The organism is Cupriavidus sp. C2SS-8b, assembly GCF_057073745.1.
Window position 1 is genome coordinate 23,298 of record NZ_CP172719.1, and the last position, 22,528, is coordinate 45,825.

Consider the following 22,528-nt stretch of genomic DNA (forward strand, 5'->3'; position numbering starts at 1 on the left):
GTCAGACCGCGCCTTCGGATAGAACCGGCGTGACTAGGATCACGACCGCTTCACGGGAATTGCTACCGTTCAGCGATCCGCCGATGCCAATTGGTGCGCCCTCAGTGAGGGTGCGGCGGTCATACTGGCCGGAAGCCCGTTCGTAGCCGGAGAGCACGAGCGTCTCCCCCGGCTTCAATGCGACCTTCTGGAGGAAGTCGGTAGAGGCCACCTCAGGTGCCTGAATCTTGTTCTCGCCGGACGAGACGTCAGCAAGGCGCGTGAGGTCCGAGATACCGACGCCAAACTGCAGCAGGATGCTGTTGCTATCCAAAACGGTCGGAAGCAAGTTCAGGAGAAACCCCGTTGTGACTGTGCCCGGCTCAAGGCCAGGAGTGCCGCCGGCGCTGCCGCTTGCGCCCGCAGGAGCCGGGGTAATCTTTGCCAGATAGGTAGTCTGGCTAGTAATTGCCACCGGCACGGGCTGGCGATTCAGCGTCACAGCGTTGGCTGTCGTGAGAACGCTGACCTTGCCATAGTTCTGCAGTGCCTTAAAGAAGGCCTGCGATCCTCCCCAGCGTGCCTGTGAAGCGGACATCGCTGCACCATTTGTGGGAGCCAGGATCGACACGCCAAGACTGGCAGCAGAGTTGGATACCAAAGAGGCAGGCGACGAGAACCGCATGGTCCACGGAACAAGATTCGAGACTTGGTTGAATACCAGATCCCAATCCACGCCCACTTCCTGTCCCTTGTTGAGCTTCACCGTCAGCACTTCCACGCGCATGGCAACCTGGCGGGTGTTCATGCCGTTTTCCTGATCGATGATCTTGGCGACCTGGTCTACGACATCGCGCGTGTCGGTAACAGTGATGTTGCCGGACGCTTGCGAGATGGCATATTTTCCGGCTGGCGAGAGCACCGACTTGATAGCATCCTCTACGGCTTCCCACACGCTGAACTTGGAGTTCATCGTGATGGATGTATTGGACGAGTAGCCACCCGTCGTCTGGCTCGCAGCGCCATTCCCGGTTGCTCCGGTCTGCGTTTGACCCTGCTTGCCGATTGTCGAATTGAATTGCGAGTCGCCGGGGATCGCCTTGAGGGTGAATATCTTCGTGACCAGACGATGAAGGGAGATGACGCCATCACGATACTCCCACGAAATGCCGGCCCTTGCCGAGAGCAGATCCAGGAACCCCGTGACAGAGCCCTCGTAGTTCATCTCGTACTCGGGGGTGATCGAGTACGCGCTGCTGGCGACAGACAGGCCCGCACTGAGCGATGTCGGACTAGGCATCGCCGGATTGGGAAGGGCCGGCAAATTGGCAGGCATGCCAGGAGCCGGCGAATTCCCCTGGCGCAAACCAGTTGTCGCCATCGAGTTGCCGCCTTGCACAAAGGCCGTGGGCGGAAGAAGGACGTCAGGCTTTACGCGCACGGGGATACCCGTGACACGTGTCACGCGCTGCGCCACCGTCTCGATATTGACCTTGCCTGGGAACTGGAAGACGTACCGCGTCCGGAACACCTCGGGCAGTGTCAGATCTGCCTGCAGCGGAAGCGCCTTGCCGCCCAGCCAAGCACCGGCACTCTTTTGCACGAGTGGCACCCCCGTGGTGGCACTCTGCGTGAGGACCTTTGCGTTTGCCGCCGACACTTTGTCGCGATTCGAAGCGTAGTTCGTGTCGATGGTTTGTTGCACCGTTCCGCATGCAGCGAGGAACAACGGCGAGCACCTGAGGACTTTCTTAGCGGTATGAATCACTTGTCGCATCCTTTGTTGTCGCCGTAGTGGAGAATCCGCACTACGCGGTTCCCCTCATACAGGCACCCGAGCAGGGGAAATTCGCTGGACCGCAAAGAAGCGGTGAATTGTTCGATGGCGTTCTCGAAAGTTCCGCCAAAGACAGCTTCGAGCTGGACGGGGAAGTCGTATTTCACTTCCCACGAGACTTGCCAACCGGCGTCCTTGGCCCAACGCATCAAGGTCTGGCGCAGTGTAAGGTCGGCTGCGCGAACCTCCCAGCGCGCGGCGATGCGCTCGCTGTGAGGTTGCGGGGTTCCGCTCGCGGAGGCCTGCTTAGGAAGACCGAACGTAACTGCGGCGTTGGTCCAGTCAATCGTCGCGGACGCGCCAGGCATCTGCGCAACGACATCCGAAAGAACCTCTGGCCACGGCTTGCTGCCGCTCCAGCTAACCGGCACGGTGCGGCTCACGTCCGCATAGTCGACCCGAAACTTCGGGGCGATAGCGGGCATGACGTCAGCGAGCGCGATCAGAACGCCCTTCCCTTTCGGTTCGTAGATGGATGCCGGTCGCTTTCCCACTTCTTGCACGCGCGGCTTCGCCGCCAACTTTACCGGGGCGCTTGCGGCTGCAGGCGCGGCGGAAGTGGCGTCGTCGGCCACGTCGGAAAGCGACTTGCCTTGAGGTGGCTCGGTGGCGGTGGCCTTTGCGACGACCTCGGACTTTGCCTCTGGTTTGGGGCCGGGCGGAGGGGACTGATTGATGAAACCTGCGAAAGCCGGATTCGCTGCCAAGAGAATTCCGGCCCAAATCAGGCTCAATGCCATGGGCCTCATAGTTTTGACGCCTGCGGCCTGTGAGGCGCAACGCATACTGTTTTGCATCAGGGACCTTTCAATCAAAAAATCGGCGTTGGTACCACCAGGCGCGGGCCACGACCACACGACCTCGAAGCCAGTGGCGCACGGCGCGCAGAAAGACGGGAAGGGTGTAACCCTTGGTCTCCAAGACCTTGAAGACAACAATCGCCACTGCGGCGATGCCGAAGGTCCATAAGCGCATATGGAACAGCGCGATCACGAGGGGGAAGAACGCTCTCGCATCGATTCCTGCGATTCGCAGCACGCGCCCAGCATCGCGCCAGAAAGAGTTGCGACCGCTCACGAGACTGCCTCCCCCGCGTAGCGCTTGAAGGATTTCTCATCGATGAGACCGCCGTCGAGCAGTTTGCGCAGGCCAACAGCCATACTTTGGCCGTGCTTGGAGACCTCCGAGCGAAGGAAGGCACCCCACTGCGTGTAGTCAATCTCGCCCATTGCCGCGCGAATCACATCGTCAAAGTACAGCCACTCGCGCACTGCGACTCGACCGCCGTCAAGGGTCGGCACCAGGATCTGCACGACCACCAGGCGAATGGAACCAAGCAGCTTGGACGCGACTGCGGAATGCTGCGCCGGGGGAAAGACCTGAATCGCGCGGCTGATGGTTTCCGCCACACTGTCCGTGTGCATTGTTGCGTATGCACCGTGACCGGTGAGCGCCGCCTCCACCAGGGCGGATATCGTTTCGGCGTCGCGGGCTTCGCCGATACCAATCAATGTTGGCTTGCATCGCATCGCGTTGCGAATGCCAGCGGGAAAGTCAGGGATATGCCGCCCGATCTGCATCTGGCGGATGCGAGGACCGTTGTTCTTCACCTTCGTGTAGAGAAACTCGATAGGGTCTTCGTACAAGAGAATCTTGGCGTCTCCGCGATTCTCGGAGCAGTCGGCATAGTGGCTCGACATGAGGGTGGTCTTGCCGGATCCGGTTGGACCGCAGATAAGCACAAGCCCGCGCGGCTGGAACAGATTGTCGCGAATGCCAGCGGGGAGCCCCAACGCGTCGATGGGAACAGGGGTCTCCGGAATCGCTCGCATAGTGATGGACAACCCGTCATCGGCGTCACCAATCTGCCCTCCGGCAACGTTCACGCGGAAACGGTAGTTCGCCCGTTCGATCATGAACTTGTATGGGCGGTCAGCGTCCTTCCCGCCCTTCACGATGCCGATGGTTTCGTTGCCGAACGCCTGGGCCAGAAGTCCCTTGATCTCCTGGTCTCGGATCACGCGATTGGTTGCCTTGCGCTGACGCCCCTTGATTTCAACCCAGACGTAGTCGTTGGTCTGGAACAGGATGTCCGAAGCGCCGGCCTGCGTGCAATATTCAAGCAGGGAGCGGAAGTCGTCATCGCTGAAGTTGGGCTCAAGCGGACGCGGCTCGATATAGTTGAAGGTCATTTGCCCTCCCCTTGGCTTTCAGGTAGCACTGTTGGTTGCCACTTCTTCGGGTCGGTAACGAATCCGCCAGAGTCTGTGACGCGCATGAGCGTGTCACCAACGTGCATCTCATTGCGGTTGCCACTGACGACGCGCGGCGCGACAGCAACTTCTGGCTCTGTGACCATGCCGTTGTTCAGTAGGTACGAGTAGCGCATGATTCCGAGGAAGTCGCGATCCAGTCGTGCAAGATTGCGTTCCAGAATTTCGTCGGCGAGCTTCTGGCCGTGCACCCAGCCTTCGGCAACACGTGCCTTCCAGAAGGCACGCTCGGCACTGTTTTTCGGCAATGCGGATGCGACCGGAGGGGCAATGTTTGTCGAGACCCTCAGGCCAACAAACAGGTATTCGCGCCAGGTAGGGGGAGATGTCACTGGGCGTGCCTTGACCACGATCTTATAGATGCGATCCGCGACCCTGACCTGATCGTCGGATGCCTGGACTGCGTCGCGGGCCTCAGTGATTACCGGGGGGAGCATGCCCTTGCGGGTTACGTATGCTGCAAACCGATACTGCTGATCAAGTTTGTAGGCGCGTCGTTCAAGATCGTCGAGCAACTCGGCACTTCGAGCAGCCAAACCGCCTTTGGCCCCAACACTCAATGCCGCTTCGCGGAGCATTGCCGCGCGAACAGGTGAGATGTCGGACTCAGCGGGTGCGGCCTGCGCCGACATGTCCTCAAGTTGCCTGAGGGTGACTTGCGCTTGGGCCGAGAGCGCGTACGTCAGAGACAGCAGGAGGAATGCGGTCTTACTGCGCACGATAGTGGACTTCCAACGCCGATTGCTTGAGCACCACATCACCGCGACCGCCCAACTGGGTGCCAATGTTTTCCAGAACGCTTACGAGCGGGGTATTGACCGCTTCGATTGCGACGGGACTGGGCACAGGCCGACCCATGACGGCAAACGTCAGGCCTTTGGCTTCGGCGATCTTCTTGATGACGTCAGGCGCGTCTCCGTGCCACACGACGGTTACGAGATCTCCATTGATCTCGACCTTACCTGGCTTCGGACGAGAGGCGCTGATCGCACCTGCGCGAGCAATGTCGACCAGCATCGAGTCAATCCGTTGGGCGGAGGCTGCGAGCTTGGTGTCGAGCATCCGTGCTGTCTCGTCAACGGGTGCGGGCTGTGCAGCGCATGCGGCCAAAATAGCCACCAGCGGCAACGAAAGCATGTGAGGACGCTTGAACATCATAGGAGGAAGGTTGGCCCGTTGAATTGCGTATAGATAGTAGCATACGGAAAAACGGGATTAAACAAAAATGTGCGCCACATGCATAGATGTCTGCCCAGAGTTGGTGTCGCCACACACGGTATGCAGGCAGATCAAGGGCTGAGGAGTAGTGCTTTGAGGCATAGTCAAAGAAACAACAGCAAAGCGCTTGAGCGAGCGAGAAAGACCTTTCACCCAGTTTGGAATATCTGTTTGGGTTTACGTTTACGTATACATCCTTTAAGACGTTTACAGACCTCGGAACGTTGCCTGGAGCGGCTTAGCGGGCACCTTTCACCCCGTCTCGAATGGCCTTTCACCCAGTCTGGAATCTGATGCGGGGTAGATATCACCCTGTCCTGAATGGCTATTCGCCCAATCTGGAATCCTGGCCGCCCTGCTTTCACCCAATCTGGAATGTTGAGGGCTTTCACCCAGTCTGGAATGCGGGCCGAGTGTGGCGGATGGGCTGCGCACCTTTCACCCATGTTGTCCTTGTTATGATGGGTGAAATGATGCACCATTCGGGTCATGCAAACGATCAACGACGTCGGCCAGGAGCCGCGCAAGAGCCATCTCAAGAAGCATGTCGCCGCGATCCATACCAGCGGAGAGTTGAGCCTGCTTGAGAGAAAGCTGTCGAACGTACTACTGCTTAACGCGTACGACGACTTGCCGACGGCGCGCACCCATCGAATCCCCGTCGGTGCGCTCTGCGTCATATTGGGATGGGAGACCTCAACGAGTCAACGTACGTTGAAGGACGCTTTACTGCGTCTGATGTCCACGCCTATCGAATTCAACGTGATGGGCGACAAGTTGGGCGCAGAGGATTGGAGTGCGACATCGATTATCTCCTACGGTCGAATCCACGGCGGTGTTTGTACCTATCGCTACGACGAAGCTCTTGCGGAAAAGCTCTACGACCCCGCGATCTACGCGAAAGTGCATATCGGCGTTCAAACGCGCTTCAATGGCAGCTACGCCCTCGCACTTTACGAGAACTGCTTGCGGTACCTCAAGGTGGGCTCCACGGGAGAGTGGGACGTGGACACGCTGCGCAAGCTCCTCGGGGCAACTTCCGATCACTATAGTGACTTTGGCCGGTTGCGGCAGAAGGTTCTGACCCCTGCAATCAAGGAGATCAACCGCGTATCCGATATCGAATTGACGCTCCACCTCATTAAGGTTGGCCCAAAGGTTACTGCGGTTCGGTTTCAGGTAGATCCGAATCGTCAGGCATCCCTGCTGCCGCCCGACGAAAACGATGAGGTAGCTCGCCTTCGGGATTCGCCGTTGTTTGCGCGGTTACGCAAGCACGGCATTGGCGAGAAGCTTGCGCTCAGTTTTGTTGCTGAGGACCCAGAGCGTGCTGCTCGTATCGTAGATCTGGCCGAAGAGAAGGACGGTAAGGGGGAGATCCGTAGCAGCACGGGCGGTTTCATCCGATCATTGATGGATAACGGTGCTGACGTACAAAAGCCAGTTCAACAGCGGCGAAAGGAAGATGCTGCACAGAAGGCCAAGGCGCAGCGCGACCTTGATGCCATGGCGGATCTCAGGGCTGAGTTCGAACGGAGTACCAAAGCAAAATCGATGCAGGCACTGACGTCATCGGAATTGCTGGTTCTGGCGCGTGCGTTTATCACGACCGAGGCTGGCCGTGCGTACGCCAAGGATTTCTCTGAAACGAAGACAGACCACTTCCCTGCCGGCGCAGCGCGTGTCGCGTTTCGCAAATGGCTCCCAACGCAGGTTGGGCTGCGCCTTGATGATGAGGCTTTCGAGGCATGGCTTGCTTCGCGTCGTTAGTCGATTCATACCTAATTGGTTAAAGATGACAATTTAGGTTCAAATTTGTTTGCACAGCAAGGTCATCGCAGGATATGATTCCTCCATCTCAAATTGATGAAGGGTCTATTCATGGCGATCTCTATCTACGACATCGCGGACCAGGCTATCAAAGCCGCAGAAACGGTCGCCGATGTCCGCGGGCGAATGCTTGCTCCAGAGTCCCGGAAGCAGCCTCCAGTCTTCAACATGGTTCAGCTTGCTGGACTGTGTGGCGTTGAGAAGACCGCAATTGCCTATCGCCTGACTCGTAACGAACTTCCGAGCGGCGTCGTGAACGATACGGGCCGCCGCCGCGAATTCACGCTGGGTGAAGCGCTTGAATGGGTCCGAGTATTCAGGGAAAAGAAGCGCAAACCACGTGGCGCACGTGCCATGACCATTGCGGTTTGCAATTTCAAGGGTGGCGTCAGCAAGACGACTACGACCATGACTCTGGCACAGGGTCTGAGTCTGCGCGGGCATCGCGTCCTTGCGATTGACATGGATCCGCAAGGATCGCTGACCACGCTCTTCGGTATTCTTCCGGACACTGAAGTGGGCGAGGAAGACACCTTCGTTGCGCTCGCCAATGGAGACAAGCCGTCTCTCGACTACGCCGTGCGATCAACGTACTGGGCTGGCATCGACCTGGTGCCCGCTTCCCCAACATTGTTCACCTGTGAATTCACCCTGCCGGCGAGACAAATGAAAGACCCAGACTTCAAATTCTGGGATGTCCTCAATAGCGGGTTGGAATCGCTGCGTGACCAATATGACGTGATCATCATTGACACGCCCCCTGCCCTCAGCTACGGGACCGTCAATGCTTTCATGGCGGCAGATGGGTTGATTGTGCCTACGCCTCCGAACGCACTGGACTTTGCGAGTTCGGCACAGTTCTGGACGCTGTTCAGTGACTTGGCTCTGAACCTGACGCAGACGAGTGGGACGGAGAAGACCTTTGAGTTCATCCACGTTTTGCTTTCCAGAGTCGACCATAGCGATGCAGCGGCGAGTGTAGTTCGCCAATGGATTTCGGCGACGTATGCGGAGAAGGTGTTGCCGGTCGAGATCCCCAAGACGACGGTGACATCGAATGCTTCGGCCGAGTTCGGCACAGTCTATGACGTCACGAAATACGATGGCAGCGCCACGACTTATCGTCGAGCCCGAGAGGCCTATGACCGAGTCACCGAGTTGGTTGAACAGTCGGTGCAGGCGTATTGGGCAAAGACCGTTTAGGAGGAGTTCTTATGGGAATGAAAGATCGCTTGATGGCGAAGTCTGGCGACATAGGCCAGACGCGTAGCCCGGAAGACCGTCAAGCCCGCGACCGGTCAGCAATGCCTAAGACCGCGCCAGGCCAAATGGCGGCTTTTCGCGTCGAAATGCTGGAACACCGAAAAGAGGTCGATGCACTCAAGGCTGACCTTGAGAAGTTTGATGGTGCCCTGCCCACCCGGAAGCTCGATCCGAAGACTATTCACCCCTCGCGCTGGGCCAACCGGCATGAGGATAGCTATGAGGATGAGGAGTTCCTCGAGCTAGAAGCGGCTATGAAGCTGACGAACGGCAACGTGCAACCAATCAAGGTTCGGCCTCGCGGCGACGGTCAGTACGAACGAGTTTTCGGCAGCAGACGTCATCACGCGTGCTTGAAGAATGATTGGCCTGTTCTCGCAATGATCGATGACACTTTGTCGGATCGCGACGTGTTCCTGCAAATGGAACTGGAGAACAGGGAGCGACGGAATCCTAGTGCCTGGGAACAGGGTCGGTCCTATCAGCTCGCATTGGATGCCGAGCTTTGGGTTTCACAGAATGCTATGGCTTCTGAAATCGGAGTAAGCCAGGCACATGTTTCCCGCTCGATTGCTGCTTTTGCATTGCCTGCGGAACTAGTTTCGGCATTCGATAGCCCCAATGACATTGAATTCCGATGGGTCAAGGAACTCACTGACTTGGGGAAACTCGATGCGCAGGTGATTTCCGAGAGGACGCGGCGGGCTAGGAAGCTCGCAGACCGAACCCCAAAGCAGATTTTTGCGGCACTCGTGGATGGCGAAGAACAAGTAGGTCAAGCGTCCAAGGAGACTGCGAAGACTGCGGGCTTGGTATCTGTCAGCGTTAGCGGAAAGTCCACGAAGGTCGTATGCAGGAAGACCTTGACCGAGGAACAGCAACAGGAGTTGGCTGAACTCGTGGACAGGTTCATCCAAGCGCAGATCGGCGCGAAGTAGCGTCGTTGGCTGTTCTTATACACCGTGTATAAGTCCACATCGGGTTATACACAGTGTATAAGCGCATGCACTCTGGGGGTTATACACAGTGTATAAGCACGTCCCCGAGTACTCAGTAGTAGCGGTGCCGGGATAGGGATTAGGCCCCCTACCCGACACCTGACACCCACCCAAATCAGGAAATGGAATGCTGACTCAATCATACCCTGCAATTGCCGGGAGGCAGGCCCTCGACTCTCATTTGCCTCCGTGGGCCTATAGCGTACTTGCCCTCATATCAGCAATAGGAGGCGTTATTGCTGCGGCGATCACAACGCAGTTTTTTGTGCTTGGCCTTGAGCGTACCGAGGCAGACGTCGTTGCGCGGGAAGCACTGATCGCCGCGGGCGCGCTAATGGTTGTCGTGGAACTACTCGCATTTGGTCTCGCCACCCTGCTACCTCGCGCGCACTTGCGCGCTGCGCGCTTCAAACTCCTGGCGCTTGGTCTTGCCCTTCTTTCGTTTGAAGCTGGCACGCTCTACGTCACCCAAGTGGCTATGGTGCGCACTTCTCAGGCCGCATCGCAGGGGCAGAACACACGAATTAGTGAACTGCGTGCTTCGATTGCTGCTCAACGTGAGGCGGCAACGGCGCTGCGCGACACTGCCTCAAAACAGTCTCAGAGTGGCAACGTATGGATTCGCGAGGCCGCCGCAAGGCAGGCACGCCAGGCGCTCGATGTTGAGGCAAAACTCGGCGACCAAGTGGCGGAACTCGCGCGCCTAGAGGCTGCGTCCGTGCCCACCCTGGCCGACACTTTGGGCGAACGAGGAATGATTGCTTACTCTGTGTGTCGATCACTGCTGATCGTTGTGATGGGCGTCGTGCTTTTCGGTGTGGCTGGTGCACTACTGCGTGCTCGCCGCATCGTTCTCAGTGCAGTGAGCGAAGCGGTTGGCGAGGTCAAGGTAGACGCAAGGGTGATCGCCGAACCGGAAAAAGCAGCGCTCCCAACGATGCGGGCGGCTGGCGGGCGCTTCGCTGCCGCACCGCTCGCTGCCCTTGCCGCAGCGCCCGCTGCATTCGCTCAACCGCAAGTCACCATTCAAACGCCGGCTCCGGTCGAGGTACCGACTGCAGCAACGCCGATGCAGTCGTCTGCGTTGGCAACGATGCAGTGCGAGGAAGTGAGCGCTGCACAGTCACTGGGTACTCCGCACCGTGCAGCGGTGACGCATCGCTCGGTACAGGACTCTGGCACTGGCGAAGATGATGGGGCGAGGTTTAAGCGCGTGCGAGCAGATATTCTGGCCGGCAAGGTCAAACCATCGCTTCGTGCTGTGTACGCGGCGCACGGAGCTACGCAAGCAGTAGCGCAGCGCTATCTGGCTGCAATGGCGGAAAGTGGTGAGATTCGCCGTGCAGGTCAGGGTTATGTTCTTACCGCAACGACAGTCTGAGTAGACGGGCGGAGGAGGGGTCAAATTCCATCTCCGCCGCCTTTGAAGCTATTTGCGCTGGCGCAAGGAGTAGGCCAGAGCTTCTTGCGCTTGAGAGTCAAGCGCATTCCATAGCTTGGTCTGCGTGGTGGTATCGAGCTTCATCCAGGCCTGCACAATGGCTTGCCCGACTTCTGTATTCTGTACCTGTTCCGCTGTCTGCATGGGTAAGCCGCGAGCAACCAGAGCCCCAATGCCGGAGGAAGCGATGATCCCGGCTATGACCGCAGCAGCACCGATCCAAGCCTTTCCCCAATCCATTTTGAGCGGCAGAAAGGGGGGCTTGGACGCGACCGGGCGGGGGATGCCGCTCAGGGCGTCCAGCACCTTCGTGCTCCGGTCGATCTTGTCGGCGGCATTCGCGATCTTGTCTGCGAGACCATCAACGTCCTCGAAGTATTGCGCCAGGAGAGCTTCGCGGATTTTGGTTTCGCGCATGGCCGGGATGAACCTCACTTGAACAGCGCTTTGTGGACCGCCTCAAGGTTTTCGTTGGCCGACACTGCAAGGCGCTTCGCGAGGATCATCCGCACGCAATGATCCTTCTCAGGCCCAGCCGAGCAGCCCTTCAACTGAGCGCGGAAATCGGTTGGGTCCGCCAGGATCTCCGAGATCGTCAAGCCTAGCGCCTTGCTCTGTTCGAATACATCGTTATCGAATACTGCGGCCTCAGCCGTAACTACGCACTTCTTCTCCTCGTTGGCGTATCCAAAGATCGCGCCGAACTCAGCCTGGACATCGTCATCGATGGCGATCTTGTTGAACACAACGCGGATCTTTTTCGACGGCACACCGATTGCCGACAGGGCATCGATGGTGGCAATGGTGTCCTTCTGCTGCTTCGATTCCTTCACTACGGGCACCACAAAATAGTCGAAGTCTTCGTGAGACTTGCGGTACTGAGTCATTGCGTGAATGAAGGCTTCGATGTTGGATGCTCCAATGTCGACCACTGCAACATCGTTGGTGAGCAAGTGAGCTTGCAGCTGGTCGTACTGGCTTGCCTTGATCTTCTCTCCGCCTTCATCCGCGTTGATGGTCTCAACGGTGATCAATTCGGTATTGAGCCGCGGGGCGAGCAGATGCCGAGCGAGAGTGGACTTGCCAACGTTGCCCGAGAAATTGATGACGGCGACACGCATTTAGAACTCCTTTTTCTGTCCGAGACGTGTAGAAAGGGTGCTGCTGTTTGAGTAGCGAGAGAATTTCTCTTCGCGTGACTGCTGATTGGTAAGTGCCTCGCGCAAGGCATCGTTAGCCTGGCCGGATTCCTCCGCGCTCGAAACCTCAGGGGAGCCTCCGAGAGCGTTCTCAAGCGGCCGGGGCGGAGTTAGTGCTTTCTGTACCGCAGCCGTACGTGGCGCAGTCTCGCCGTTCCTTTGCTTGCGGATCCTATACAGCGCACTCTCTAACCCTTTGAGGGTCATGTTGAAGCCTTGACCATTTAGAGTTTCGAGAACTGTCCTGCGCTTTACCCCGGCCTTCAGTGCCGCCTCCACTTCTTCAAAAACGTCGCGTAGGCGGGCGGTATTCGAGCGGCCTTTGTCCTCTCGGGCCAGCGCGAGAAGAGCACTGGCTACGCCATTCGCGCGTGGACTTGACTCCGTCGGCCATGGTGTTTGCGGCATCGGATAGTGTGCGTTTGTTGTGTATCGATAGCATTATACGGAATACGCGGGATGCAAGCTCAGTTGAAGAGAGGTTGCAAGGTGGTCGCCACGACAACGCGGTGAAGGTGCAGTGCTACGGAGTGACGGCGAAGCGATGCCGCAGTGCCGATGCAGTGCAAGTGCAATGCTGTTGCGGTCTCCATGTGGAGGGAGTCAACCTGGCTGGCGCCTGCGTCATAGCGTTTGGTAACGTGCAGAAAATCCCACGTCAGGACGTTGAGTGAACCAAAACATGGCGCCCGAGTGCACATGCCAGAGAACCCATGCTGGACATGGGATCTCGGGTTGTCACGACAAATAGCAGATTCCGTTACCAAACATAAATCAATGTTAAGTAACCGGACCGACAGTGCTCACTTTTCGCAGATAGCGGGTCCTCGATTGGGATTCGAGGCAGGTTGGTCCAGGTGGCTACCTCGCGCAGGGCAGCCAGGCGGCGGCACTCTGCAATATGCGAGGCCCACATGCGACTGGTGCCACCTGGTGCGGACGGCTACGCTGAGCCCGGCCACTTCACCAACAGGTCGCTATCGTCGAGCGAAAACCATCTGCGCCGAAAACACGACATTTGATTCCACGCTCACAAGGTATCTGTTAGGATTCCGACACCTAGTGCTCGTTACATAACGCACGCTGCGTTCGTGTAACGCGGCTATATGTAAATATAGCCGCTACGTGATACCCACCCAGTAACGGGAATCTCGCGCCAGCAGGAACCTCCCTTGGCAAGTCACCTCCGAAAGGGCAGCAATCGGCACAGTCAGGAGCCTCAACCCGCATCAGCGGGCCGGAACCGACTCACGACAGCGACCTACAGCGAAAGGGCACGCATCCGGGGGACACCGAGGAAGGGAAAGGGACCATGGAACGGAAGGGGACCATGGAACGGAAGGGGACCATGGAACGGAAGGGGACCACACGCCAGGGACCTGTCAGCAAGGGGTCATTCCGAAAGCGACCGTCAGAAGCGAGCCACACGACAGAAGGCCACGATCCGCGAGGAATCCGCGGCGGCGTCCGCCGACCCGCCTGCGCCTGACAACACATCATCAAGGAGCCACTCGAATGGATCTCAACCGCGCCAGTCGCCAGACGAGGACCGCGAACACGGTGCAGAGTTACCTCAAGCGGGCAGAGAACCTGTTGGCGCGCATCGCCGACGAGCTGAAGCTGCCGGACGATGCGTTTCCGCCGCCTGCTGAGGCCGTCGCGTTCATGCGCCGCAATGCGTCCCAGTGGAAATGGTCAACCTTCCGCCAGTATCAGGCCAGCCTCGTATGCCGCTACGAGATGGAAGCCGAGCGAACGGGCAACCACCTCTTCCTGGAGACCGCCGACGAGATTCGGTCCCTCTCTCATTCAGACTGCAAGCCAGTAGGGGCCGTGGGCCAGACGTCTTCTCGCAAACGGAAGGGCATCCGCCTGGCCGACTACGATCTGTTGATTCCCAACCTGTCGAGCCCGATCCGAGGGGGGGAATTCTCGAAAAGGACCGCTCTCTGGCTGATGGCCGCGGTCGCAACGGGATTGAGACCCCGTGAATGGGAACACGCCGAGCTGGACGAAGCGCAAGGCATGCTCCATGCCATGAACGCGAAGGCGACGAACGGGCGAGGTACAGGCCCCGTCCGAAGCGTGCCTGTGGCCCCAGAGGACCTGACCGTGGTGCGTGCGCACCTGCATTCCATTCAGGAACTGAAAGCAAAGGGCTACGCTTGGGTGCAAATTCACGCACATTGCGCAGTCGCGCTCAATCGCGCCTGCAAGTCCTTGTGGGGTAACGATCCGACGAAGCGCTACGCGCTCTACTCCGCACGCCACCAATTCAGCGCAAACAGCAAGGCAGTTCATACCCCAGAGGAGGTGGCCGCGCTATTGGGACATGCGTCCGTGCGTACCGCGCGGACGCACTATGCGCCGCGGAGGTCGGCCTGGCCAAAGTTCCGGGACTATGCGAAGCACAAGCACGAGCAGAGTACGAAGCCGAGTAACAGCTAACCATTTGATTCTAAAGGGAGGCCGATCAATGACCCTGCGGACCAGGCAAATCTTGCCTACTAAAATGCAATGCCGATAATTAATGCAGGAGGGTACGCATAACCACTTGATTTCAAAGAAATAAAATCCGTCGCGTGCCGTAACCGACCCTTATTGATGCCACGACGGCAATGTAAATTATTTTGCAGGATCCCCTGCCTGCGTACGGACCCAATCGAACAGGCCACGGTCATGTCCGCATCGCCGGACATGACGGCAGGAAGAAGCCAACCACGACGGGCCACAGCCCTATCCACAGGATGGGCGGCTTTGTGCAATCTCCCACGACAGGCCACGGCCATCCCGCGTCAGCGGGATGGCGGCAGTTTTCCGGGTCGCCACCAACGGGCTAAAGCTCTTTCCCAATAAAGTTGGCGCACTGGAGGTGGCGTGTCACCCGCAACACGACTGAAGGCGGTTGAGGTGGCAGGGCCGGCGAAGCCTGCTTGGCCGGGTTAGCGCCCGAGGCGATTGCCAGGGCAATGATAAGGTTACGGAAACGTCTCAAAGCAATAGCTCCTCTCATGTTGGGAGCTACGTCTAGACGATGGTTTTATTCCGGCACCTCACCGCCATAGTGCCCATACTGTCATCGGCTATACTCCGTATCGTTACTACGATACGCACAGGAGCGAACGCCATGGCGGACATCAAGCATACAGACGAGCAAGTCGGGATCATCAATAGCAGAGCCCAGCATTTGGTGGTGACGGCGTACGCCGGCACTGGCAAGACTTCGACCATGGAGGCTTTCACGCGCGCACAGCCACCGGCTGACAATGACCGGCGTGCCTGGCTCTACCTTGCCTTCAACAAATCCATCGCTGAAGAAGCGAAGGGGCGGTTCCCGGAATGGGTGGAATGCCGGACAACACATTCCCTGGCCTATGGCGCAGTCATCCCGCGTCTGTTCAGCGAGATTCCTCGCGACCGCGTGAATGAAAAGTTGGGCGACATGCGGCCCATGCAGATTGCGCAAAAGCTGGAGGTGAACCCGCGTATGGCGGGGTTCGTGAAGGCTGCGCTCGAATCCTGGTTCGGCTCCGCCGACCAGAAGATTTTGCCGGCCCACATACCGGCAGATCTCAAGGTACCGCCCGCACAGGTTCCTGCCGTGCTCGACTACGCCCGAAAGCTGTTTTCAGCAATGTGCGATCCCAAGGATCGAGAAGCTACCCTCCCTCACGATGGGTACCTGAAAATTTGGTCCCTGCAGGGGCCAGACCTCAGCCGCAGGTATCTTGGCATTGTGATCGATGAAGCCCAGGACACTAACCCTGCGACACTGTCGGTACTGCTCAGGCAAAAGACCCGCCTGGTGATGGTAGGAGATGAAAATCAGGCTATCTACCAGTTCCGCGGCGCGATCAACGCCATGGACTCGCTCCCCGAAGCAGAGCGTCACTATCTGACCAACTCATTCCGGTTCGGTGCTGGTATTGCGCGCACTGCAACCTCGATCCTCCGTCCGTTCCGAGACATGCCAAAGCCCATCTCCGGCCTGGCACCCGTGAAGACGGAGTTCCAGGTGGACAAGACCAAAACCTTCGCGGTCATCGCCCGCACCAACGCTGCTCTATTCGCGGAAGCGGTCAAGAACATCCAGAGCCAGAAGCCTTTCCACTTCGTCGGGGGCACGAAAGGTTACAAGTTTGACCTGATGATGGACTGCTACTACCTGCTGACGAACCAGAAGGGCGCAATCAAAAGCCCGACAGTGCGGCAGTTCAATAGCATGGAAGAACTCAAGCAGGCCGGCGAGGAAGCCAAGGATCCGGAACTGAAGTTCCTTGGCAAGATCGCCGACGAGTACGGCGAGCGAATTCCCGAGCTGATCCGCGAGATCGAAGAGCGGCACGTGCCGCTGTCCGCGCCGAACAAACTGAAGGACGGCATCGTCTTCACCACGGCCCACAAGTCCAAGGGACTAGAGTTCGATCAAGTCGTGCTGACCGACGATTACGCAGAACTTGTGACCGAGGATAAAGAAAAGTTCCTCGCTGCCGATGAAGCTCCTGAGGACGCGGAAATCAATCTGCTGTATGTGGCGGCTACTCGCGCAAAGCGTGCACTGCAAGTCAACGAAAGCATCCGGGATGTTTTTCGTGTCACTGACGCTTTGCGCGACCGTCAACAAGCCCGCGTCGCGTCGATGCGAATTTAGTACTACTTACATCTGCTCTAAATAAAAAGAATAAAGCGACGTAAGAGTCTAAAGCGCCTCAAAAATGGTGGGTAACGCGTCGATCACGTGTTCCGTATGTGGCGCGAAAAGCATTTATCCCCTCTAAAGAGGGGTGAGCAAATGCCGTTCGCGCCACTGTGTAACCAGATTCGACATTCCTTGACTGTCGCAGAATATTCTTGACAGTCAACTTTCGTGCACGGAATAATTTGCGTACCATTGGCACGATACATAATTTAGCGGACCCCTATGCCTGCCTCAGATAAACCGCTGACGGCCCTCAAAGCCTTCCGTGTTCAACGCAATCTCAGCCCTGACAAGATCTGCCAAGCCGCTGGTATCTCTCGCTCGTACTTCACGCGCCTGGAGCAGGGCGGGGTGCCTGCCCCGGACGTGGCGGCAATGCTCGTTCGCGTGCTCAACTCCAATGAATGCGCCCGTGACCGCGAGCGAGCCCAAACCGAACACGGCACTAAGTTACTTTCCGCCTGCGAAAAGATCCTGAACACTCGCCTCGGGGGTCTCTGGGCACCGATCACGGAAATCCACCTGCTGTATCCGGACCGCTTCGCTGGTGAAGAGGTGTACTCGTGACAGCGCGTTCCCGACCCGCTGCAACCGGCAAACAGGCGGCTATGGACTTGGACCCGGTGCACCGCCTCCTGATGACGAATCTCTTCTATAAGGTCAGTTGGCGAAAACTGCTGGATAGCAATCTCATCCTCGGTCTCGCGCTGCTGGCCTCTATCGGGGGCAACTACGTCCAGTACAAGTATCGTCCGGAGCCGAAATATTTCGCGACGGACCCGACAGGACGAATCGTTCCTATTGTCCCCGTCTCCGAGCCGTACCTGACCCACGAAGCTGTACTCCAAAAAGCCCAGCAAACGGCGATTGCCTCTTTCAGTCTCGACTTTGACGACAACAATCTCAAGGCGAAGCTCGGCGCCCTACGTCCGCGGTACACCCGCGATGGCTATGCGTCGCTGATGGACCAGTACGAACAGTCGGGCCTTATCGAGAAGATCCGCACGCGACGACTCGTGACGTCCGCAGTTGCAACGGGTGCCGGGGTAATCGTCAATGACTACATTGGTCGCGATGGCTCTTACACGTGGGAGGTGGAGATGCCCATGGCACTCACTATCACCGGCCAGAACGAACGCAAGCAGTATGAATTCCTGGTGAAGCAAACCATCAAGCGGGTCCCCATCGTGGACAACCCGGATGCTGCTGCGACCCAGTCTCTCCGTCTCGGTGGCAATACAAAAATCAATTAGGTGAAGGGCATGACCGCAGAAGAATTTCACTTGCCTACCTCACTCGACATCGTCAACCAGGCGAAGTCGGGTGAGCTTGGCCATCCGCTCAAGAGTGCGGAGCACACAGATTGGTACGTGCAACTCGATCATATCGACGTCTTCATCGCCGACCGTGAAACACTGGAAGTCCTCGCCAAATCAGCGCCCTCCACGCGATGCCATGACTGGTTGCAGGGCATCATTGATACCCGCAGCATGTTTGCGGCAGTGACCGGTATCCAGTTCTGACAATGCGATACCGAATCTCAACACTATCTCTGGTGCTCGCTGTGAGCGGCTATAGTGGCTCGGTCCTCGCGCAGTCTACTGCCGGGGCCACCGCCGCTACGCAAGGTACCGAACAGCAGGCCGCTGCCGCCGCCGCCAATGCAACCAAGCCACTTCCTCCGCTCGCAGCGCCGCCCGTAGGCTCGGCGAACTTCGAGGCTGCGGCTGCGAACATCATGCCCCTCTCGCCCGAGGAGATCGTGAACCTCCGGAAGCGGCTGGATCAGGCGCGACGGGCGGGAGCCACGCACCCGACTGTGCCACCCAAGCCCGTGATCTCATCGAACACCGTGGACTTGTCCCCTGGCGCGACGCCGCCAATCGTGCGAGTAAGTAACCAGGGCGCGGCTGTCTCGTTTGTGGATATCACGGGAGCCCCGTGGGATATCCTGGAGGTGAATAACCTCGCAAAGGGACGCTTTGAAGTGAAGGCACCTGTAGCGGGTATTCCGACCATTACGATCACCGCACTTGGCGATTTCGTCGAGGGGAACGTCGCCGTATTCCTCAAGGGTCTCCCTATACCGGTCGTCGTGCGTATGGTGGCCGGTCAGCGCGAAACCGACTACCGTCTGGATCTTCGTGTTCCTCGCCGCGGTCCGAACGCCATTGATCCGGTGGCCGGCACGCCAGCGATTGGACTTCCGGCCAACTACCTGCAGACCCTTCTCGATGGAATCGATACGCCAAATGCAAAGTCTATCCGCGTGGAGAATGCTCCCGCTGGGACGAAGGCATGGCTTGTCGGTTCGAACGTCGTCATTCGCACCGACCTTTTCATGAACAACCCCGCCTATCAGGCAACCATTGCCGCAGCCGACGGCACGCGAGTCTACGAAATTGCAGCAACACCAGTTGTGACGCTGAGCGAACAGGGTGCTCTGCGCAATGTGTACCTCGACCTGGAATAAGCCATGGCCGACAAGAAGATCCACCCCGGTTTCAAGAAAAACGCAAAGGTAATTGTGGGCCTTGGCGCTGTCGCTATCGCGGCCACGGCGATAGCCTTCATAACGATCAAGGATCGACGCAAGGCCCCCGCGACCGTTGATGTGCCCGCTATCGACACGCGCGGCTCGACGCAGTCCATGGAGACGCCAAGCTATGCCCGTGCACTCGACAACGTGAACAAGCAAGGCTTTCAGAAGGCCGAGCATACCGACGCAACGTTCATCCCCACACTTTCGGAGCGTGGTGGCAAGTCAACGCCGCTGGAAGATGCGTTGGCAAAGCGCGAGCAGGAAAATCCCCCGCAAGTGCCGCGCGACTACGCCCGCCCGAACCAGACCCCCGCCGCACAAGGGACCACTGCCGCCGCCAATCCGCCTCAAGTCGATCAGGCCGTGATGGCACAGGTCAAGATGCTGCAAGAACAATGGACGTCGTCAGAAGCGTCGCAAGACGTGCTTGGCCTGGCACAGCAGACTGCCAAAGTCGATGGCAGGGCCGCGCCGCAGGCAACGCAGTCGGCCTCTGGAAATGCGGGTAGCAGCCAAGACTCGACCACAAAGCAAGTGCCGTACATCCATGGCCTTGACCAGATCCCAGCGGTGTACGCGAACAGCATTGATACGGATGCGCCATCGGACGTACTCGCTACGGTAGAAACCGGCAAGTACGCGGGCAGTATTCTCTATGGTACTGCCCGACTTTCCAACGAAGTCATCGTGACCGAGTTCACGAAGATGCAGACCCCTACGAAGGACTTCCTCTCCATCACCGCCACTGCCCTGGACGAGAACGAGCTGCGCACCGCCCAGCCCGCCGACATTGACCATCGATACGCGCAGCGCATTGCGATCCCTGCGGTCATGGGCGCACTGGGAATGATTGGGAGCGTCTACAGCAATGCTGGCGCGACCGTGCAGAACACCCCGCTTGGCGGTACCACTGTCATTCAGAATCCGAACCCGACCACGAAGCAAGTGGCTGGTGCAGCCGGTGCCGGAGCATTGCAGGCGACTCAGCAAGTCATCCAACAGGAGACGTCAACAATCCCGCCACGGCGAGGCCGCATCAAGAAGGGAACGCCCATCATGGTACTGTTTAAGAACGATGTCTTTCTGAAGTAGAGATCGATTTTTGTTGGGCGCACTTTTCCGTATAATCTACATGGTACGTACTACTTCATCGACATGAGCCAAGATCATTTCAACTCCAACCTCGGCGATACCGAGCACGGCGACGCGGAACCTACCAACGACGCCCATGATGACGTAACTGATGTCGAAACAACTGCGGAGCCGGGAAAGCGCAAGTTTCCGCCAAAGCTCGTTGCCGGCGCAGTTCTCGCGCTGGGTGTAGTCGGCTTCTGGGGTTTCAAGAAGTTCAATGCCCCTTCGAGCGCGCCATATGCAGCGCAGGCCCCGGAACAACGCCGTGCTGCCCCGGAAGGCGGGATGCTCGGCGCGCAAGCCCCATCTGCTGCGCAACAACCCACAGCATTCACCCCGCCTCCCACGGAAGCGCAGCAGATGCCTGGCGGTACTCCTGCTACGCAGGAGGCCGGCACGTTTTCCGCACCTCCCGGTGCGGCAGATTCGCTTGCGGAAGCGGGGAAATCCGCAGCCGAGTCTGCCGCATCCGGGGAAGGTGCCTCTGGCGCAGTCGCTCAAGGCAAGCCTGCGAAGGCGATGGCCGGAGCATTGGCGGACGTTCCAGCACAGCCGAAGGCAGACAGCCCCGATAACAAGGCGATTCTTCAGGCGCTGGCCGATACAAATGCCAAGCTCGACGTATTGACCAACCGACTCTCGGCAGTCGAAGGCCGAGACCAGTCCGATGCGAAACCGAAGACCGTTGCCCCCACCACGGCGAAGCCAAAGCACACCGCAAAGGCAACTGCGGAGTCGGAGCGTGCACGGGAGCGCGCCGCTGGCGTCGTGCGCGGAAAGCCTGGCAAGCGTGCGACTGAGTCGAAGGATGAAACAGTCGTGGGCTACAAGATCAAGCAGGTAATTCCGGGTCAAGCGTGGCTTGAAGATGAAAACGGCAAGCAGATCGTGAAGGTCAAGGGCGACAAGCTGGGCGGCAGCGAGATCGTGGAGATCGATGCTGACAAGTATTTGGTTCGCACGACTGCAGGGGTGATCCGGTAATGGATCTCACAACGATTGTCGTCAACATCGGAGACACGATCTCCGAGTTTCAGTCTCTGGCTGGCGCAATCGCAATGCTCGTCGGCCTTTGGTACATCGCCCAGGCGATCAAAAAGGGCATGAAGGCTTCGAGTACGCCTGGCGGCGGATCTGCAGAGACCTCCGGGGCGGCAATCTTTACCTCGCTCATTGTTGGCGCGCTACTGCTCGATCTCAGCGGCACGATTGGAGGAGTATTTGCTTCCATGACCGGCGAGCAAGGACGCGGATTCGGCTTGGTCTCGTATTCCGGAGGTGGCTCCATCGGCGCGTTCCAGCCGGTATTGAACGCCATCATGACAATCGTATCCACGTTCGGATGGTGGTACGGCTTCAAGGGTTTCACCATGTTCAAGAAAGCCTCCGAAGGCCACGGGACAGGTGGATACGAGGACTACGCCTGGAAAGGACTAATCCACGCGCTTGGCGGCGCAGCCATGGTCAACATTTCCACAACTCTCGACGCATTCAAGGAAACAGCCGGTCTTGCCTTCTGACCGGATTCATTCATCAAGGAGCAGTTCATGCGAAACCTGTTTTATCGTCTCCACTTCTTCGCCCACGCGCAACCACGGAAGTTCCTCGTCGGTTCTGGCGCAACGATCTTCATCGGGGCGATGCTGCATCGAAACCCGACGCTCGCCCTCGCACTTGTACTGGCCACGGCAATCAGCATCTATTCGTTCGTGCGGATGTCGAAACGCGACCTCTTTTCGAATGAAGGCCTGGCTGTGGTCGCCGCGTCGTCACTCTGTCTGGCGCTGATCCTGTCGCCGGAGAGCGCGCATGCTGCCGGTGGCTTCGCATCGTGGGCACGCGCGATCAAATCGCAGTTGGGCGATATCTATGACCTGTTGATCTACACGGCCTACGGTCTCGGCATTTTTGGTGTCTACACCGGCATCATGAACGGGAAGGCACGCTCCAACGGTGACACACAGATCAAGACAGTCAGCATCTTTGGCAACATCCTCGGTGGTATCTGCCTGATGATGATCGGCTACTTCGCGGACTCCGCCGCCGAATCCGTCGGGGGTAGCTCAGGCCAGATGAACAAGATGCCTGGCGGTCTCTGATCGGGTGAGGTGCGAA

At 58.2% G+C, this 22,528-nt stretch carries 23 protein-coding genes; 14 read left to right on the forward strand and 9 right to left on the reverse strand.

What is annotated here, in order from left to right:
• Position 1: 1 nt before the first annotated feature.
• The 6 genes from pilN to ACIGJB_RS32805 form a co-directional block, all read right to left on the reverse strand.
• Entirely contained in the window at positions 2–1,684 is a 1,683-nt protein-coding gene (gene pilN, locus ACIGJB_RS32780) for a PilN family type IVB pilus formation outer membrane protein (protein ID WP_483735273.1), read from the reverse strand.
• A gap of 59 nt (positions 1,685–1,743) precedes the next feature.
• On the reverse strand, positions 1,744–2,556 hold the full coding sequence (locus ACIGJB_RS32785; RefSeq protein ID WP_483735274.1) for a toxin co-regulated pilus biosynthesis Q family protein: 813 nt from the start codon (positions 2,554–2,556) through the stop codon (positions 1,744–1,746).
• A 67-nt stretch (positions 2,557–2,623) separates the two neighbouring features.
• Positions 2,624–2,893: an IcmT/TraK family protein gene (gene icmT, locus ACIGJB_RS32790; RefSeq protein WP_483735275.1), complete on the reverse strand. Its 270-nt coding sequence runs from the start codon at positions 2,891–2,893 to the stop codon at positions 2,624–2,626.
• A complete protein-coding gene (locus tag ACIGJB_RS32795; protein ID WP_483735276.1) occupies positions 2,890–4,008 on the reverse strand; it encodes a type IV pilus twitching motility protein PilT in 1,119 nt (372 codons plus the stop codon). The genes icmT and ACIGJB_RS32795 overlap by 4 nt, the downstream gene beginning before the upstream one ends.
• Positions 4,005–4,808, reverse strand: coding sequence for a type IV secretory system conjugative DNA transfer family protein (locus ACIGJB_RS32800; RefSeq protein WP_483735277.1), 804 nt, complete (start codon positions 4,806–4,808; stop codon positions 4,005–4,007). Before ACIGJB_RS32800 ends, ACIGJB_RS32795 begins: the two co-directional genes overlap by 4 nt.
• Entirely contained in the window at positions 4,798–5,151 is a 354-nt protein-coding gene (locus ACIGJB_RS32805) for a DotD/TraH family lipoprotein (protein WP_483735278.1), read from the reverse strand. The genes ACIGJB_RS32800 and ACIGJB_RS32805 overlap by 11 nt, the downstream gene beginning before the upstream one ends.
• 645 nt (positions 5,152–5,796) lie before the next feature.
• Between ACIGJB_RS32805 and ACIGJB_RS32810 the strand changes: the two genes are divergently transcribed.
• The 4 genes from ACIGJB_RS32810 (at position 5,797) to ACIGJB_RS32825 (ending at position 10,779) form a co-directional block, all read left to right on the forward strand.
• Positions 5,797–7,077, forward strand: a complete 1,281-nt coding sequence (locus ACIGJB_RS32810; RefSeq protein ID WP_483735279.1) for a replication initiation protein — start codon at positions 5,797–5,799, stop codon at positions 7,075–7,077.
• Positions 7,078–7,188: 111 nt separating this feature from the next.
• Positions 7,189–8,340: a ParA family protein gene (locus ACIGJB_RS32815; RefSeq protein ID WP_483735280.1), complete on the forward strand. Its 1,152-nt coding sequence runs from the start codon at positions 7,189–7,191 to the stop codon at positions 8,338–8,340.
• 11 nt (positions 8,341–8,351) lie between these two features.
• Entirely contained in the window at positions 8,352–9,338 is a 987-nt protein-coding gene (locus ACIGJB_RS32820; RefSeq protein WP_483735281.1) for a ParB/RepB/Spo0J family partition protein, read from the forward strand.
• 187 nt (positions 9,339–9,525) lie between these two features.
• Positions 9,526–10,779 (forward strand): hypothetical protein, encoded by a 1,254-nt coding sequence (locus ACIGJB_RS32825; protein ID WP_483735282.1) that lies wholly within the window; start codon positions 9,526–9,528, stop codon positions 10,777–10,779.
• A 48-nt stretch (positions 10,780–10,827) separates the two neighbouring features.
• Here the strand turns inward: ACIGJB_RS32825 and ACIGJB_RS32830 are convergent, their stop codons facing one another.
• From ACIGJB_RS32830 to ACIGJB_RS32840, 3 genes are read right to left on the reverse strand one after another with little or no spacing between them, the layout of a single operon-like run.
• Entirely contained in the window at positions 10,828–11,256 is a 429-nt protein-coding gene (locus ACIGJB_RS32830; protein WP_483735283.1) for a hypothetical protein, read from the reverse strand.
• Positions 11,257–11,270: 14 nt separating this feature from the next.
• Positions 11,271–11,960: a StbB family protein gene (gene stbB / locus ACIGJB_RS32835; RefSeq protein WP_483735284.1), complete on the reverse strand. Its 690-nt coding sequence runs from the start codon at positions 11,958–11,960 to the stop codon at positions 11,271–11,273.
• Positions 11,961–12,446: a hypothetical protein gene (locus ACIGJB_RS32840; RefSeq protein WP_483735285.1), complete on the reverse strand. Its 486-nt coding sequence runs from the start codon at positions 12,444–12,446 to the stop codon at positions 11,961–11,963.
• Between the two features lie 1,107 nt (positions 12,447–13,553).
• On the opposite strand from ACIGJB_RS32840, the gene ACIGJB_RS32845 reads away from it, so the two are divergent.
• The 10 genes from ACIGJB_RS32845 to ACIGJB_RS32890 all read left to right on the forward strand — a co-directional run bounded on the left by ACIGJB_RS32845 (position 13,554) and on the right by ACIGJB_RS32890 (position 22,512).
• A complete protein-coding gene (locus ACIGJB_RS32845; protein WP_483735286.1) occupies positions 13,554–14,486 on the forward strand; it encodes a site-specific integrase in 933 nt (310 codons plus the stop codon).
• A gap of 679 nt (positions 14,487–15,165) precedes the next feature.
• Positions 15,166–16,689 carry a UvrD-helicase domain-containing protein gene (locus tag ACIGJB_RS32850; RefSeq protein WP_483735287.1) on the forward strand — a complete coding sequence of 508 codons (1,524 nt, stop codon included), beginning with the start codon at positions 15,166–15,168 and terminating at the stop codon, positions 16,687–16,689.
• Between the two features lie 270 nt (positions 16,690–16,959).
• Positions 16,960–17,304, forward strand: a complete 345-nt coding sequence (locus ACIGJB_RS32855; protein WP_483735288.1) for a helix-turn-helix domain-containing protein — start codon at positions 16,960–16,962, stop codon at positions 17,302–17,304.
• 71 nt (positions 17,305–17,375) lie between these two features.
• Positions 17,376–17,990: a DotI/IcmL/TraM family protein gene (locus ACIGJB_RS32860; RefSeq protein WP_483735289.1), complete on the forward strand. Its 615-nt coding sequence runs from the start codon at positions 17,376–17,378 to the stop codon at positions 17,988–17,990.
• A 9-nt stretch (positions 17,991–17,999) separates the two neighbouring features.
• Positions 18,000–18,260: a hypothetical protein gene (locus ACIGJB_RS32865; protein WP_483735290.1), complete on the forward strand. Its 261-nt coding sequence runs from the start codon at positions 18,000–18,002 to the stop codon at positions 18,258–18,260.
• A gap of 2 nt (positions 18,261–18,262) precedes the next feature.
• Complete coding sequence (locus ACIGJB_RS32870) at positions 18,263–19,210, forward strand: DotH/IcmK family type IV secretion protein (protein WP_483735291.1); 948 nt, start codon at positions 18,263–18,265, stop codon at positions 19,208–19,210.
• 3 nt (positions 19,211–19,213) lie between these two features.
• Positions 19,214–20,371, forward strand: coding sequence for a DotG/IcmE/VirB10 family type IV secretion system protein (locus ACIGJB_RS32875; RefSeq protein ID WP_483735292.1), 1,158 nt, complete (start codon positions 19,214–19,216; stop codon positions 20,369–20,371).
• Positions 20,372–20,434: 63 nt separating this feature from the next.
• Positions 20,435–21,397 carry a hypothetical protein gene (locus ACIGJB_RS32880; RefSeq protein ID WP_483735293.1) on the forward strand — a complete coding sequence of 321 codons (963 nt, stop codon included), beginning with the start codon at positions 20,435–20,437 and terminating at the stop codon, positions 21,395–21,397.
• A complete protein-coding gene (gene traQ, locus ACIGJB_RS32885) occupies positions 21,397–21,933 on the forward strand; it encodes a conjugal transfer protein TraQ (RefSeq protein WP_483735294.1) in 537 nt (178 codons plus the stop codon). The genes ACIGJB_RS32880 and traQ overlap by 1 nt, the downstream gene beginning before the upstream one ends.
• A 27-nt stretch (positions 21,934–21,960) precedes the next feature.
• Positions 21,961–22,512 (forward strand): DUF6750 family protein, encoded by a 552-nt coding sequence (locus ACIGJB_RS32890; protein ID WP_483735295.1) that lies wholly within the window; start codon positions 21,961–21,963, stop codon positions 22,510–22,512.
• Positions 22,513–22,528: the final 16 nt, after the last annotated feature.